This window comes from Streptomyces sp. NPDC001700, assembly GCF_053596435.1.
In genome coordinates this window covers 159,410-174,128 of record NZ_JBSFGE010000008.1, presented here as the reverse complement: position 1 = coordinate 174,128, position 14,719 = coordinate 159,410, and the positions used below count along the sequence as shown (strand labels likewise).

The window sequence follows — 14,719 nt, the reverse complement described above, 5'->3', positions numbered from 1 at the left end:
TACCTCTCCGCCCGGGGGACCACTCTGTCCGGTTTCCACCGGCGTACGACACCACAGTTCAGGAGTGACGCATGTCCAACGGCATCAGGCCGGTTCAGCCGGTCCTCGAACCGGCCGCGGCCGCCTTCGCGGAGGCGACGGCCAACCCGCCGTATCTGTTCGACCTCGCCCCGGCCGAGGGCCGCAAGGCCGTCGACGAGGTGCAGTCCGGCCCGGTCGACACGCCGGACGCCGACGAGGAGTGGATCACCGTCACCGGCGGTCCCACCGGCAGTGTGCGGGTCCGTATCGTCACACCGGCCGGTGCCACCGGCCCCCTGCCGGTGATCCTCTACATCCACGGCGCGGGCTGGGTGTTCGGCAACGCGCACACCCACGACCGCCTGGTGCGCGAACTCGCCGTCGGCGCGGGCGCCGCCGTGGTCTTCCCCGAGTACGACCTCTCCCCCGAGGCCCGCTACCCCATCGCCATCGAGCAGAACTACGCCGTCGCTCAGTGGATCGTTCGGGACGGCGCGGCCAAGGACCTGGACGGCACCCGGCTGGCCGTGGCCGGGGATTCGGTCGGCGGCAACATGTCCGCTGCCCTGACCCTGATGGCCAAGGAGCGCGGCGATGTGCCCCTGCTCCAGCAGGTGCTGTTCTACCCGGTCACCGACGCGGCCTTCGACACCGGCTCGTACCACCAGTTCGCGGCGGGCTACTTCCTGCGCCGCGACGGCATGCGCTGGTTCTGGGACCAGTACACCACCGACGAGGGCGAACGCGCCGAGATCACCGCTTCCCCGCTACGGGCCAGCACCGAGCAGCTCACCGGGCTGCCCGCCGCCCTCGTCATCACGGCGGAGGCCGATGTGCTGCGCGACGAGGGCGAGGCGTACGCGAACAAGTTGCGCGCGGCCGGTGTCCCCGTCACCGCCGTACGTTTCCAGGGCATCATCCACGACTTCGTCATGCTCAACGCCCTGCGCGGAACGAACGCGGCCCGGGCGGCCATCACGCTCGCCACGGACACACTGCGCACCGCGCTGCACGGCCAACGCCCGTAATCCCCGGCCGATCAGAGGGCGTTGACGAGGGCCACGTAGACGGCGGTACCGATGCCGACACTCAGGATCGTGCGGCGGCCGCAGGCGAGGTGAACGCCCACCGTGACGGCGACGGCGAGCAGCGCGTACGACGTGGTGTGCGGTGCGGCGGCCACGCTGCCGTGCAGGGCGGTCACCGCGAGGATGGCGAGGATGCCCACCGGCATCCACACCGACAGCTGCCGCACGATCGGCGAGGTGCGCAGGGTGCGCAGCACAGCGAAGGGCACGGCGCGCAGCGCGAGGGTGATGGTGAAGACGATCGCGAGGACGGCGACCAGGTACGACGTGCTAGGCATCGGCGGCCTCCTCGGCGGAGCAGCGGGTCGGGCGGCGAGTCGGGCGGCGGGTGGTGTACGCGTGGCGGGCCAGCAGCAGGGCGACGAACAGCAGCAGCGCGGTGAACAGCGCGACGCCCGGGGTGAGGACGAGCGCGACCGTGACACTGGCCCCGGCCAGCAGGACGGAGGGGATCTCCTCGCGCGAACGGAACGCGTCCAGCGTGAGCACGGTGAACAGGGCGCACAGCGCGAACTCCAGCCCCTTGATCGGCCCGGGGAGGGCCGCGCCCAGGGCGACACCGGCCAGGCCGCCGCCGACCCAGTAGATCTCGGAGGCGATCTGCATCGCCAGCAGGCGTGGCGCGGAGCGTTCCGCCTCGGGCAGGGAGGCGCTGACGGCGTACGCCTCGTCGATCATCGCGTACACGGCGTACGCCTTCGCGAACGGATTCCTGACCAGGTGGAGCGGGAACGAGAAGGCGTAGAACACATGCCGGAAGTTGACCACCAGGACGGTCAGCGCGATCGAGGCCAGTGGCGTGACGGTGGCCACCATGCCCACGAGCAGCAGTTCCAGCGATCCGGCGAACGCGGACAGGGACAGCGCCGGGGCGAGCCACCACGGCAGTCCGGCCTGGACGACCAGCAGGCCGAGCGCGATGCCCAGCGGGAAGATCCCGAGCCCCGCCGAGAAGGAATCGCGCACCCCTGCGGCGATGCGCTGCCGCTGAGTGTCCGAGGCGGAAGCCGGTGGCGGATCCGGCGCTGTGGTCTGGGTGGGTACGTCGTGTCGCACCTGCTCATCGTCTCGCGGAAGCCGCGCCATGTGGTTGCGAATATTGCAGGCCGCCCCCGTCATCGTGCAATCTTTATGCCATGGATGCCATGGACCGAGCAATCATCGCCGAGCTGGAGCGGGACGGGCGGCTGACCAACGTGGAGCTGGCCCGTCGGGTCGGGCTCACCACCGGGCCGTGCCTGAGGCGGGTGCAGCGGCTGGAGGCCGACGGGGTCATCTGCGGCTACCGGGCCGTCATCGACCCCGTCGCCGTAGGGCGGTCCTTCGAGGTGCTGCTCGACGTCAGCCTCGACTCCCAGGACGCGCGGACCACCGGACACTTCGAGCAGACGCTCACCCAGGCCGAGGAGGTGGTCGAGCTGCGGCGGCTGTTCAGCACGCCCGACTTCTTCGTGCGCGTGGCCGTGGCCGACCTGGCCGCCTACGAGACGTTCCTCAGCCAGCACGTCATGACCATCCCGCGGGTCAAGAACGTCACCTCGCACTTCACGATGAAGACCATCAAACCGGCCCCATAGCGGCTATGGCCCGCTCCATGGCGTGGCCGAGCGAGAAGAGCCCCTCCAGCCGGTCCGGGTGTCCGATGAGCTGGAGTCCCAGGGGCAGGCCGTGGCCGTCCCGGTGGCCCGGCACGGTCAGCGCGGGCAGGCCCAGGAGCTGCCACGGGCGGCTCAGGACCGGCGAACCGGTGGCCGCGAGGCCGCTGGGGGCGGGGCCGGGGGCGGCCGGGCCCAGTACGGCGTCCACGTCGGCGAGCAGCGCCAGCATCTCGCCACGCCCCCGCTCCGCGACGGACAACGCGTCCACGTACTCCGTGGCCGTGGTGGCGCGCCCCCGCGCGAGGAGTTCGCTTAGGGGCGTGCTCAGCCGCTCCGGATGTGCGGCCTCGATGGCCAGGGCGCGGGCGGCCTCGTAGGCCATGACCGTGGCGTGGGCCTCGGTGAGCGCGGGTGTCCGCGCGGCCCAGTCGACGTCCACGAGCACCGCGCCGTCCGCCACCGCCCGGTCGGCGGTGCGCCGCAGGGCCGCGCGCATGGTGTCCGCGATGTCGGTCAGTTCGGTGCCCGGCCACACCGCGAGCCTCACGCGAGCGGGCGGTTCGGGTGGCGGGCCGGGAAGCCGGTCCGCGCCGGTCAGCGCCAGATAGGCGAGGTGCAGGTCGGCGACGGTCGGAGTGAGCAGTCCGACCGCGTCGAGGCTGTGGGACAGCCCCGCGAACCCGGTCGTGTCGAGCGCCCCGACCGGCGCCACGAAGCCCGCGACACCGCAGTACGCGGCGGGCCGGGTCAGCGAACCGGCGGTCTGGCTGCCGAGGGCCAGCGGCACCACGCCCGCCGCCACGGCAGCCGCCGAGCCGCTGGAGGAGCCCCCGGGCGTGTGCGCGAGGTGGTGCGGATTACGGGTGGGTCCGGGCGCGAAGTAGGCGAATTCAGTGGTCACCGTCTTGCCCAGGGGAATCGCGCCGAGCTGCCGGAGCCGGGCGACCACCGGGGCGTCGGACGCTGCCACCCGGCCCTGCCGCAGGGGCGAACCGCATTCGGTCGGCAGGCCACGGACGTCGATGATGTCCTTGACCCCGAACGGGACGCCGCGCAGGGGCCCGCCCGGTGGCGGCGTGGCGTCGAGTTGCCGGGCGGTGCCCAGCGCCCCGTCCCGGTCCACCCGCACCCACGCCCGGATGTCGGGCTCGGTGGCGTCGAGCCGTTCCAGCGCGTCGCGCACCAGGTCCGTTGCCTTGTACCGGACTTCCGGCATCGGTGTCTCTCCCTTCCGGTGGGCTACAGCTCCAGTACGAGGCGGGCGGTGCGGGCCCGTGACACACACGTGGCGATCTGGTCCCCGGCCTCCTTCTCCTTGCGGGTCAGGCAGTTGTCCCGGTGGTCCGGTACGCCGCCCCGCACCGGGAGCACACAGGTGCCGCAGATGCCCTCGCGGCAGGACGTGTCGACCTCGATGCCACCCTCCGCCAGCACATCCACGATGCTCCGCCCGGGCGGCACGGCGAACACCTCGCCCGTGTCCAGCTCCACCTCGAACGCGTCACCGGCTTCGGCCACCGGCTCCAGGGGCTGGAAGTGTTCGACGTGGACCTGGTCCTCGGGCAGCGAGCGGACCGCCGCCACCTCCACGACACGTCGCATGAACTCCTTCGGGCCGCAGGTGTAGACGTGCGTCCCGGGGGCCGGGTCCGCCAGCGCCTCCGCCAGCGCCCCGGGCTGTGCGTCCCGGCCGAGCCCGAAGTGGAACTCCACATCTGCGGCGAACTCGGCGCTCTCCAGGAGCGGGACGAACGCCGCCCGCTCCCGGCTGGTGGCGAAGTAGTGCAACCGGAACGGCGCGCCCGTACGGCGGAGTTGATACGCCATGCTGAGCAGCGGCGTGATCCCGATACCGGCCGCGACCAGCACATGGCGGGCCGCCGCGGGCTCGATGCGGAAGAGGTTGCGGGGTTCGCTGATGACGAGTTCGTCACCGGCCCCGACCTGGTCATGGAGCGCCGAGGACCCGCCCCGGGAGAGTTCCTCCCGCTTGACGGCGATCACATAGGCGCCACCGTCGTCGGGTGGTCCGCACAGCGAGTACTGCCGGGTGACGCCGCTCGGGCCCACCACGTCCACGTGCGCCCCCGCCTCGTACGGTGCGAACGGGCGACCGTCGCTGCGCCGCAGCCGGAAACACTTCACGGCGCCGGTTTCGGCCGTGACCTCGCTGACCGTGGCCCTGATCATGGTGTGCCTCTCCTACAGCAGGAAGCCGGACGCGTTGACGGCGTCCTCGGAGTTGACCAGCCGGATGACCTTCTCCTGGATCAGCGGCTCGGGCCCGTCCAGCCGGATCCGGTGGGTGACGTCCGCGCCGAGTACGAAGGTCCGCTCCCGCCGGTGGCCGACCAGCACCTGCGCGGAACTGAGCGTGACGGTGTCCTCGTCGCGGCGCAGGACCACGAACCGGGACAGGGTGCGCACGGTGCGCGCGGCGGCGGCGACCGAGATCGAGTAGCCGGACGTCAGCCGCTCGATCCGCATCCGGCGCATGCGGTCGTCGTCGTAGACCATGTTGAGGCTGGACTCAAAGTCCTCGGTCTCCGGGTCGATGGGGATGACGTACCGGCCGTCGGGCGCCCAGAGCCGGTCCCACTCGTGGTACTGCTTGCGGTCCAGCACGTGGGCCTCGCGCCACATGAGTTCGATGGCCGGGGCCAACTCAACGGACATCGGCCCAACAGACATCGGCTCAACGGACATCGGCTCAACGGACATCGGTCATCATCGCCTTCCACATCGCGTACGCCTCGCGCATACCGGTCTCGTCGGTGGCGTGCGCCACGCGCCCCTGGTGGTCGTCCCGCTCCCGGGACAGACCGCGGTTCACCATGATCGGCACGCCGGGACCGGCCGCCGCGCCGCGCTGGACCCGGTCCCAGGCCTCGGAGTCGTCGGGGCTGCCGAACCCGAACGGGCCCTGGAAGTGCTCGTGGATCCGCAGCCGTTCACGGTTGACGATCTCCGGGCCGCCGTCCAGGCCCAGCGCCAGGTGCCGGATCTCCGTCTCGGACACGGAGATGGGGCGCAGCACCCGGAAGAACGCCATCGACATCGCCACGTTGGGGAACAGGTTCAGGTTGAATCCGGCGCCGTGCATCGAGCGCACGATGCGCCGCACCGTCGCCGGTTCGAACTCCCGGGACAGCTCCTCGATGATGTGGCCGAAGCGCCCCTGCAACTGCTCGGTGCCGTCGTCCTCGTCGAGGTCGACATGTTCCGGCACCATGATCATGACGCTGTGGCCATTGCCGAGGGAGTGGGTGACCGCCTTCTCGTCGGTCATGAACGACAGCATCTCGGCGGTCTCCGCGTCCACGGAGGACATCCAGGAGCGGTGCACGATCGGGAAGTGGTAGCCGTCGGTGGTGTTCTCCAGCTGGATCTTCCAGTTGCCGTCGAAGCGGAACTTGTGCTCGCCCTGCACCTTGACCGGGTATCCGGCGCCCTGTTTCATGAACAGGTCCATCCAGTGCCGGGCAGGGCCCAGGAAGTCGGCGAGGGGTTCCACGTCCGGGTTGAAGCTGGCGAAGATCATCCCCGCGTAGCTGTCGACCTTCAGCCGGTGCAGCGGGAAGTCCTTCTTCTCCAGGACGTCCTCGTAGCCGTCCGGGTACGGGATGCCGCGCAGCTTTCCGTCGAGCGCGTACGACCAGGCGTGGTACGGGCAGGTGAAGCCGTTGGCATTGCCCCGGGGCGCCTCGCACAGGCTGGCCCCGCGGTGGCGGCAGCGGTTCAGCAGGACGTTGATCCCGCCGCGCCGGTCGCGGGTCACGATCACCGGCTGCCGCCCGACCATGGCCGTCCGGAAGTCACCGGCGTTCGGGATCTCGCTCTCGTGCGCCACCCAGACCCAGGTGCGCTGGAAGATGCGCTCCATCTCCCGCTCGAACAACTCCGGGTCGGTGTAGAGCGAGACGTCCACGCGGTCGTTCTGGACGAGGCTGGATATGTTCATTCCGTCGCTTCCTGTGAGTCGTCGCGTGCGGCTTGTTGGTCCCACTCGGCTTCCGCGGTCCAGTAGTCGCTGCCGTCGGCCCGGATGCCATGGCGCCACTCGGTGGTCCTGCGCAGGGTGGGTTCGACGGCCGCGCAGGCGGCGTCCGCGCCGTCGAGGCCTTCCTCGGCGGCGCCCCAGTGCACCCAGTTCAGCTCTCTGCCGTCCCGGTCACACAGGAACAGGTCCACGTGGTGCCAGCCGTAGGGGCGGATGTCGCGGTAGCAGGTGAGGAGCATCGTCCGGCCGTCGCCGGGTGCGGTCATCACGCCGCCCCCGCTGCCTCGTCGGGGAGCGCGGTCGTGAAGACGCGCTCGGTGCGGAAGTGGCGGATGCGGGCGGCGCGGGTGGCGCGGGCGGCGGGGTCGCCGTCGATACGGAAGTCCACCTCCAGCCGGGCCACGACGAGTTCGGCGGCTCCGGACACGTACCGGGCCAGCTGCTGCATCAGCCATCTCCCCCGGACCTCGCCCCCGGTGGCGCTTGTCGTGCCGGGGTGGAGCAGATGCACATTCGCCCGGAAGTGCGGGTTCGGCGGCAGATGTGCCGCCACCATCTCCGCGATGGCCCGCGCGCCGGTCGTACGGCCGAACTTCGCGGTGTAGAGCGGGCCGACGCCCTCCCATACGGCGTCCGGGGTGAACAGGTCCTCCAACCGGCCGGTGGCGTCCGATGGCCGGGGGACGTCGCACAGCTCCAGGTAGCGGATCAACGTCCCGTGTGCGAGATGTTCGGGCGAGGACATGCGGGAACGGCCTCCTCTGCGTGATCGGGGTGTGCCGCCGTCTCGGGGGCGAGCGCCACGGCGACGACGGTGATCACACCCATGCCCATCAGGAACACGGCGATCGGCCAGGACGCGCCCGCCCAGGCGAACAGCGCGGTGGCGATGATGGGCGAGAAGCCACCGGCGACCATCGAGGCCAGCTCGTGGCCGAGGGCGACCCCGCTGTAGCGGACCCGGCTGTCGAAGAGTTCGTGGAAGAACGCCGGTTGGGTGCCGATCATCGTCCCGTGGCAGATCACGAGCGCCACGAACGCGGCCACGAACACCAGGACGGGGTTGCGCGAGTCGAACATCGCGAAGAACGGGTACGCCCAGACGATCATCGCGAGGGCACCGCCGAGGTAGACCGGGCGGCGGCCGACCCGGTCGGACAGCGCTCCCCACATCGGCATCGCGAACGATTCGACCAGCATCCCCACCACGACCGCGGTCAGCACCAAATCGCCGTCCAGGCCGATCGTGGCCGCGTAGGAGAGGCTGAAGGTGAGGAACACGTACAGCGCGCCGTTCTCGGCGATGCGCGCGCCGAAGGCGATCAGCACCGCCTTGGGGTGGGTGCGCAGGACGTCGAGGAGAGGCAGCCTGGCCTTCTGCCCGGTCTTCCCGGCCTTCTCTGCCGATGCCGCCCGCTGGGCCGCGGGTGTTTCCATGACCCGCATCCGGATCACCAGGCCGACGGCGGTGAGCACGATCCCGGCCAGGAACGGGATGCGCCATCCCCAGGCGAGGAACGCGTCCTTGCTGGTCACGGCCTGGACCAGGGTGAAGACCGAGGCCGAGAGGACGAACCCGAGCCCCACGCCCGTCTGGCTCCAGGCCGAGTAGAAGCCCCGGCGGTGGTCCGGGGCGTGTTCGCTGACGATCAGCACACCGCCGCCCCACTCGCCGCCGACGGCGATGCCCTGCACGATCCGCAGGCCCACCAGCAGCACCGGGGCCCACACCCCGATGGTGGCGTAGCCCGGCAGTACGCCGATGAAGAAGGTCGAAACCCCCATGATCATCAGGGTGATGACCAGCATCGCCTTGCGGCCGAGCCGGTCACCGAAGTGTCCGAAGACGATGCCGCCGAGCGGTCTGGCGAGGAATCCCGCCGCGTTGGTACCGAAGGCGGCGATCGTGCCCACCAGCGGGTCGAAGGTGGGGAAGAACAAGGTGTTGAACACCAGCGCGGCGGCCGTGCCGTAGAGAAAGAAGTCGTACCACTCCAGGGCGCTGCCGACCAGGCTCGCTATCGCTGCCGTGCGCACCTGGCGCGGGGCGCCCTTCGTTGCTGCCATATTGGCCCTCCATCGGGCCGCTTCTCCGATCACCAATGCGGCCCAGCTGTTCACGCATTGTTTGCGGAGGCGTGGAGGGAGGAAATGCCATTGGCCCGGTCACCGGACCGAAAAGTTCGCGTGCGCGGCCGCTTTGCCGGACTCAGCCCTTCACCGGTGCGACGTCCCGCGTCAGCGCGCGGCCCGCCGCCCCGACCACGGGGGCCAGCTTGCGTACGTCCAGCCGCTCGGCCGGGCCGACCACGGTCAGCGTCGCCACGGCGACACCGTCGGCGAACACGGGCGCGGCGACCGCCGCGTAGCCCGCGACCAGTTCCTGGCGGTCGACGGCGTAGCCCTGGCGGCGCACCTGCTCCAGCTCGGCCTCCAGCCGGGCCGGATCGGTGATCGTCCACCGGGTGCGGCGGCGCAGCGGTGAGGCCATGACGGCCTCGCGTATCTCCTCGGCGCCGAAGGCCAGCAGGGCCTTGCCCGACGCCCCGCAGTGGAACGGGACCCGGCCCTCCACCTCGGTGACGGCGACGCCGCCACCGCGCTGGCTGAAGTACTTCTCGACGAAGAGCACGTCATGGTCCCCGGGGAAGGCGAGCACCACGGTCTCCCGGGTGGTCAGCGCCAGGTCTTCGAGGTAGCGGGCGGCGATCAGCCGCAGGGCCCTGGTCCGGGGCGCGCGCTGGCCCAGCTCGAAAAGGAGCGACCCCAGCTCGTAGCGGCGGCCGTGCCGGTTCAGCAGGCCGACGCCGACCATCTCGGTGGCCACCCGGTGGACGGTGGTCTTCGCCAGTTCGGTCCGCCGCGCCAGCTCCGACAGACCGAGCACCGGGGCCCCGGTGTCGAAGGCGCCCAGGATCAGCCGCACCTTGCGCAGCAGGGAGTCGCCCTCCAGCTCAGCACGCATCGCCTTCACCTTCCTCCCGCATGAGCAGGTGCGTGGTCAGGCCATGAGCATCGTGCAAAGCGTCGGCCCGCTCAAGAGGCCACGTGTTCACCGCACACCGGCGGGCCGGAACTGGACGCTGATCCGGGGCCGCGTGGCGCGTTCGAGCATGTGTACGATGACGTGGCTACGGAGACCACCTGATGCTGGGGTTCAGCTGGCCTGTCCAGTTGAAGACGGCCATGTTGTCCCAGCCGTCCCCGCTGTTGTTGATGTCGGCCGGGTCCCAGCCGTTGCCGGGCACCGCGTACCAGGTGGGCTCCCAGTAGAAGACACCGATCGCACCGGCGTTGCGGGCGGTGTTCTGGACGTCGGTGAAGTTGGCGGCCTGGCCCGCCCAGGTGAGCGGATAGCCCGAGCAGCCGGAGGTGACGGAGTTGCCGGTGCTGTCGGCGTTCGCCGTGGTGAAGGGGTACGCGGTCTCGGCGATGACCACGTCCTTGCCGTACCGGGACCGCATGTCGGCGGTGACGTCGTACAGGGTGGACAGCGAGCCGTGCCACATGCAGTAGTACGACAGCCCGGTGATGTCCCAGCTGACGCCCTTCGCCTTGATCCCGTCGTAGAACCAGCGCGCGTGGGCGTCGCTGTCCGCGTTCGCGGTGTGGATGATCACCTTGGTGCCGCCGTTGCACGCCTTGGTGGCGTTGTAGCCCGCCTTGAGCAGCAGGCTGAGGTTGGTGAAGTCGTTGTTGACCACCTTGCCGTCGTTCCACAGCATGCCGACGTTGATCTCGTTGCCGATCTGCACACTGTCCGGGGCCGTGCCCTGCGCTTTGAGGCTGTTGCACACGTCGTAGGTGTAGTTGTAGACGTCGGTCTGCAGCTGGCCGATGCCGTGGCTCGCCCAGGCCGCGGGCTTGCGCTGATTGCCCGGGTCGGCCCAGGTGTCCGAGTAGTGGAAGTCGACCAGCAGCGCCAGCCCCTTGGCCTTGACCTTCTTCGCGTAGGCCAGCACCTTGGCCTTGTTGTTGTAGCCGCTGGCGGGGTTGTTCCAGACCCGCAGGCGGACGTAGTTCACTCCGGCGCCCTTGAGGATGTCGAGCGGGTCGGCGGCGTTGCCGTTCGCGTCGTAGTACGGGGCGCCGAGGTCGAGGGCGCGCTGCGCGGTCGACACATCGGCGCCGCGCATGCTGAGCGCGTCGACGGCGGACGCCTGGGTGGGCGCGGAGAGCAGGGCCGCCGCCAGGGCCAGCACAGTGGCGAGCAGGGCGGCCCTGAGCGTGCGTCCGACGGCGTACGCGGTCACCGTGTCCTCCTCCGGTCCGGTACGGCGTCCGGGCCGGGCGCGTAGCCGACCGGGGCCGTGATGTGTGCGGCGGCCGAGGTGCCGGGGGCGGTGCACGGCTTGCCGTTCAGGGTGAAGTCCCGTGGCGCGGGGTTGGTGCCGGTATAGGCGCCGTTGAAGCCGATGGCGGTGGAGCCGCCGGTGGCCAGGGTGGCGTTCCAGCCCGCGTCCTTCACGGTGACCTCGGTGGCGCTCTGGCGCCACGTGCCGTTCCAGCCCTGGGTGACCTTCTGGTTGCCGGTGAAGGAGAAGCCCAGTTGCCAGCCGTTCAGGGCGGGGCCCTTGTTGGTGATCGTGACGTTGGCCGTGAAGCCGCTGCCCCAGTCGGTGGTCACCCGGTAGTCGACCGTGCAGGAGGCCGCTGGGGCCCCGGCCGTGGTCACCCGTACCGGGGCCGAGGGCGGGGAGCTGCGTCCGGCGGTGTCCTTGGCCACCACGCGGAAGGTGTAGGCGGTGGCCGGGGACAGCCCGGCGACAGTGGCGCTCGTGGCGGGCGCGTCGACGGTGGCGACCGGGGCGCCGGTGGTGTCGCCGGAGTACACCTCGTAACGCGCCACCGGGGACGATCCGGCGGTGGAGGCGCCCCAGGTGAGCGTGGCCCGGTCGGACGCCACGGCGGTGGCGGCCGGGGTGCCGGGCGCGGTGGGCGGCTTGGCCTCGGAGGATCCGGCGGGCAGCACGTACTCGGTGATGGAGTAGGCCGGGAAGGTGGCGGTGAAACCACCGTTGGTCAGCGGCTGGTCGGCCAGGTGTTTGATCGCGGTGACGTCGTCCTGACCGTAGCGGTAGACCTGCGCCGCGCCGCCCGGGGCGGTGGCGCCGGTCACGGACACCGGGGCGGTCAGATCACCGGTGGTCTTGTTGACGACGAGCACGGTCAGGGCCTTGTCGCTGCTGCGCTCGGCCGCGTACACCGCGAGCTTGTCCTGATCGGCGCTGGCGGCGCGGACCGCGGTGTCGCCGAAGGAGCCGCCCTCACCGTCGTAGTTGCGGAACATGCGGAACGCGAAGGCGCCGGGCTCGGTGGACGTGGGCGGATCCCACAGGGTGGCGAGGTCCAGCCCCTCCCGTCCGAAGATGCCGAGCACATCGGCCTGGGCGAGGGCCCCGTTGATGTGGTCCAGCGCGCCCCAGTTGTACTCGGTGATGGCGAGCTTGGTGCCCGGGTAGTTCTCGTCGACCAGGGAGCGCATGCGCGGGATGAACTGGATGGGCTGGTTGATCCAGCTCTCGTCCACGTACGTGGGGTCCCACAGCTGCCGGGTGGAGCGCAGCCGCAGCTCCTGGGTGGCGGCGTCCACGCTGCCGCCGAACACCCCGGTCTGCTGGGGGTAGATGTGCTCGTCGAAGTAGTCCAGGATGCGGCGGTCGTGGGTCTGCTCGTACGTCTTCATCTGCTGGAGGTACCAGGGGGCGAACAGCTGCCCGCCGTGGGCGGCCCGGTCGGGCGGATTGTTCCAGCAGTCGCCGCCCTTCTCGCTACAGGTCTTCTGGTCGAGGCCGGAGTAGATCAGGGAGTTGAAGCCCCAGCCGACCGGGCCGAGGGTCTGCGCCTTAGGGTCGGCGTCCTTGATGGCGGCGGCGGTGGCGTACGTGCTGTCGCGCATCTCGTCGTAGCCCGTGCCCTCGGGGTGGACGTCGCGATGGGTGCTCCACCACAGGTCGGGCTCGTTGTCGAGGTTGTAGAAGCGGACGCCGCCGTCGTCCGCAGGGCCGTACGTGCGCTTCAGGTACTCGACCCAGCCCTTGGTGAACTCCGGGCCCGCGGGGATGCTGGTCTCGGCGGGGTCGTTGCCGGTGACGTTCGTACCGTCGGTCTTCACCCCGTTGCCGCAGTCCGGCCGCCACTGGGCGTCGTTCGCCTTCTGGGGGCCGTACTTGGCGATGCTGAAGCCGCAGGCGGCGTTGCGCGCCCCGGTCGTCCAGCCGCTCATGGGCACGGTCATCACGGTGTCGGTGCCGGTGCGGCGGTCCTGCTCGACGAACTTGTTCGCTTGCGAGCCGTCCGGGAGCTGGGCGGTGCCGTTCTCGTAGTACAGGTTCTCGAAGTACCAGTCGTGGCCCGCGTTGTAGGCGTCGCGCTGGTAGTTGTAGCGGCTGGTGGCGTTGCCGCCCCAGCGCCGGACCGGCAGGCGCAGTTCCTCGGCCAGTGCCTCGTCGGCGAAGTTGATCCCGTAGATGTTGGGGTCGATCGCCTTGCGGCCGGTGGTGGTGTCGACGCTGAGGGCGGGGCCTTCCGCGACGGCGGAGGAGGCGGCCGACCGCGCTCCCCCGTCCGGTAAGGCGCTCGCCTGGTGGGGGCCTGCCAGACCGGCGGCGGCCACCAGCAGCACCACGGCCGCCGACGCGGCTCTCGGAGTCATGCGCGTGGGTCTCCTTCGGGGCGGCCGTGCTGACGACGGGACATGGAGATGGGACGAGGCGATGGGAGCATTCGCGATGGGAGCGCTCCCACCTCAGCGCATGGTCAGGGAGCCGCGCAGGAGTGTCAACCTTCTCGACGGAACCCGGCGGCAGTTCCCGCACGCCGTACGTCGTACGCGTGGATCCAGCCGAAGTCCTCGGGCACGGTGGCCAGTTCGCGGTCGCGCCGCTGGGCGGCGGGCCCGTCGGGCAGATGCAGCAGGTCCGAGGTCACCCACGAGCTGCGCTGGACCTGCCGGGTACGGGCGCGGCGCAGCCGCTCGTAACGGCTCAGCGCCGAGCCGTACGCCTGCGGCCCGTCCGCCCCGGCCAGACAGTCCGCCAGGGTGGCGGCGTCCTCGATGGTCTGGTTGGCGCCCTGCCCGTGGTGGGGCAGCATGGCGTGCGCGGCGTCGCCGAGCAGGACCGCGCGGCCTCGGGTCCAGCTGCGCAGCGGGTCCTGGCCGAACAGGGCCCACCGGTCGCTCTGCGGGGCGCCGGTGACCATCTCGGCCATCGCCGGATGCCATCCGTCGAACGCGGCGGCGAGTTCGCCCGGCGCGGCCTCGGTCCGCCAGGAACCGGCGGTCCAGCGGGCGGGGCCCCGGACCACGGCGAGGAAGTTGATCGTGCCGTCCCGGTCGATCGGGTAGTGCAGGACGTGCGCGCCCGGACCCATCCAGAACTGGATGGCCCCCGGGTCGGGCAGCGACGGCATCCGTTCGGCGGGGACCAGGCCCCGGAAGCCGCTGGTGCCCGAGTACACGGCGGGCTCACCGTCGTGCACCCAGCGGCGCACTGCGGAGTGGACGCCATCGGCGCCGACCACAAGGTCGAAGCGGTCCTCGCGGGGGCCTTCGTCCAGCTCCAGGCGCAATCCGTCGCGCTCCTCGGCCAGGCCCCGCACCCGCGCTCCGAGGTGCAGGCCGTCCCGGCCCCACGCCGTGCTCAGGAGGGTCTGGAACACCGCCCGGTGCACACCCCGGTACGCGCCGCCGTACCGCTCGCGGTACACCTCGCCGACCGGGTGCGCGGCCACGCGGTGGCCGTCCCGCCAGTGGCGGTAGACCAGTTCGGTGGGGACCGCGGAGGCCTCCGCGAGGGCGGCGCCGAGGCCGAGTTCGTCCAGCAGCCGGGTGGCGTTGGCGGACAGCGCCACCGCGGCACCGGTCTCCTTCAGCTCCTCCGCCTGCTCGAAGATCTCGGCGTCGATGCCGCGCTGCCGCAGGAAGAGCCCGAGGGTCAGTCCCCCGATGCCCGCTCCCACGATCGCCACGCGCGGTGCAGCCGTGCCCATGGTGTTTCCGCCTCCGTTCC

Annotated in this window: 15 protein-coding genes; 2 read left to right on the top strand and 13 right to left on the bottom strand. The window is 70.9% G+C overall.

The features are described from left to right. The first annotated feature begins 71 nt into the window (after positions 1–71). Entirely contained in the window at positions 72–1,049 is a 978-nt protein-coding gene (locus ACWC5C_RS17640; RefSeq protein WP_450876264.1) for an alpha/beta hydrolase, read from the top strand. Between the two features lie 11 nt (positions 1,050–1,060). On the opposite strand, the gene ACWC5C_RS17635 is transcribed toward ACWC5C_RS17640, so the two are convergent. Continuing rightward, positions 1,061–1,387, bottom strand: coding sequence for a branched-chain amino acid transporter permease (locus ACWC5C_RS17635; protein WP_450876263.1), 327 nt, complete (start codon positions 1,385–1,387; stop codon positions 1,061–1,063). Then, entirely contained in the window at positions 1,380–2,165 is a 786-nt protein-coding gene (locus ACWC5C_RS17630; RefSeq protein WP_450876262.1) for an AzlC family ABC transporter permease, read from the bottom strand. Before ACWC5C_RS17630 ends, ACWC5C_RS17635 begins: the two co-directional genes overlap by 8 nt. Positions 2,166–2,245: 80 nt before the next feature. Here ACWC5C_RS17630 and ACWC5C_RS17625 point away from each other — a divergent pair, with 80 nt between their 5' ends. Beyond that, positions 2,246–2,686, top strand: coding sequence for an Lrp/AsnC family transcriptional regulator (locus ACWC5C_RS17625; RefSeq protein ID WP_385442982.1), 441 nt, complete (start codon positions 2,246–2,248; stop codon positions 2,684–2,686). On the opposite strand, the gene ACWC5C_RS17620 is transcribed toward ACWC5C_RS17625, so the two are convergent. The 11 genes from ACWC5C_RS17620 to ACWC5C_RS17570 all read right to left on the bottom strand — a co-directional run bounded on the left by ACWC5C_RS17620 (position 2,670) and on the right by ACWC5C_RS17570 (position 14,699). Next, positions 2,670–3,923 (bottom strand): amidase, encoded by a 1,254-nt coding sequence (locus ACWC5C_RS17620; RefSeq protein WP_450876261.1) that lies wholly within the window; start codon positions 3,921–3,923, stop codon positions 2,670–2,672. The genes ACWC5C_RS17625 and ACWC5C_RS17620 overlap by 17 nt on opposite strands. 23 nt (positions 3,924–3,946) lie before the next feature. Continuing rightward, complete coding sequence (locus ACWC5C_RS17615; RefSeq protein ID WP_450876260.1) at positions 3,947–4,897, bottom strand: PDR/VanB family oxidoreductase; 951 nt, start codon at positions 4,895–4,897, stop codon at positions 3,947–3,949. 12 nt (positions 4,898–4,909) lie between these two features. After that, a complete protein-coding gene (locus ACWC5C_RS17610; protein ID WP_450876259.1) occupies positions 4,910–5,383 on the bottom strand; it encodes an aromatic-ring-hydroxylating dioxygenase subunit beta in 474 nt (157 codons plus the stop codon). A gap of 34 nt (positions 5,384–5,417) precedes the next feature. Further along, positions 5,418–6,668, bottom strand: coding sequence for an aromatic ring-hydroxylating oxygenase subunit alpha (locus ACWC5C_RS17605; RefSeq protein WP_450876258.1), 1,251 nt, complete (start codon positions 6,666–6,668; stop codon positions 5,418–5,420). Further along, positions 6,665–6,973 carry a hypothetical protein gene (locus tag ACWC5C_RS17600; RefSeq protein WP_450876257.1) on the bottom strand — a complete coding sequence of 103 codons (309 nt, stop codon included), beginning with the start codon at positions 6,971–6,973 and terminating at the stop codon, positions 6,665–6,667. The genes ACWC5C_RS17605 and ACWC5C_RS17600 overlap by 4 nt, the downstream gene beginning before the upstream one ends. Continuing rightward, complete coding sequence (locus tag ACWC5C_RS17595) at positions 6,973–7,452, bottom strand: nuclear transport factor 2 family protein (RefSeq protein WP_450876256.1); 480 nt, start codon at positions 7,450–7,452, stop codon at positions 6,973–6,975. The genes ACWC5C_RS17600 and ACWC5C_RS17595 overlap by 1 nt, the downstream gene beginning before the upstream one ends. After that, on the bottom strand, positions 7,416–8,774 hold the full coding sequence (locus ACWC5C_RS17590; protein ID WP_450876255.1) for an MFS transporter: 1,359 nt from the start codon (positions 8,772–8,774) through the stop codon (positions 7,416–7,418). Before ACWC5C_RS17590 ends, ACWC5C_RS17595 begins: the two co-directional genes overlap by 37 nt. A gap of 142 nt (positions 8,775–8,916) precedes the next feature. Continuing rightward, on the bottom strand, positions 8,917–9,672 hold the full coding sequence (locus tag ACWC5C_RS17585; RefSeq protein ID WP_450876254.1) for an IclR family transcriptional regulator: 756 nt from the start codon (positions 9,670–9,672) through the stop codon (positions 8,917–8,919). 166 nt (positions 9,673–9,838) lie between these two features. Continuing rightward, positions 9,839–10,960: a glycoside hydrolase family 53 protein gene (locus tag ACWC5C_RS17580; protein ID WP_450876253.1), complete on the bottom strand. Its 1,122-nt coding sequence runs from the start codon at positions 10,958–10,960 to the stop codon at positions 9,839–9,841. Further along, positions 10,957–13,362 carry a glycoside hydrolase family 44 protein gene (locus ACWC5C_RS17575; protein ID WP_450876252.1) on the bottom strand — a complete coding sequence of 802 codons (2,406 nt, stop codon included), beginning with the start codon at positions 13,360–13,362 and terminating at the stop codon, positions 10,957–10,959. Before ACWC5C_RS17575 ends, ACWC5C_RS17580 begins: the two co-directional genes overlap by 4 nt. A 125-nt stretch (positions 13,363–13,487) precedes the next feature. Continuing rightward, complete coding sequence (locus ACWC5C_RS17570) at positions 13,488–14,699, bottom strand: FAD-dependent monooxygenase (protein WP_450876251.1); 1,212 nt, start codon at positions 14,697–14,699, stop codon at positions 13,488–13,490. Positions 14,700–14,719 lie beyond the last annotated feature (20 nt).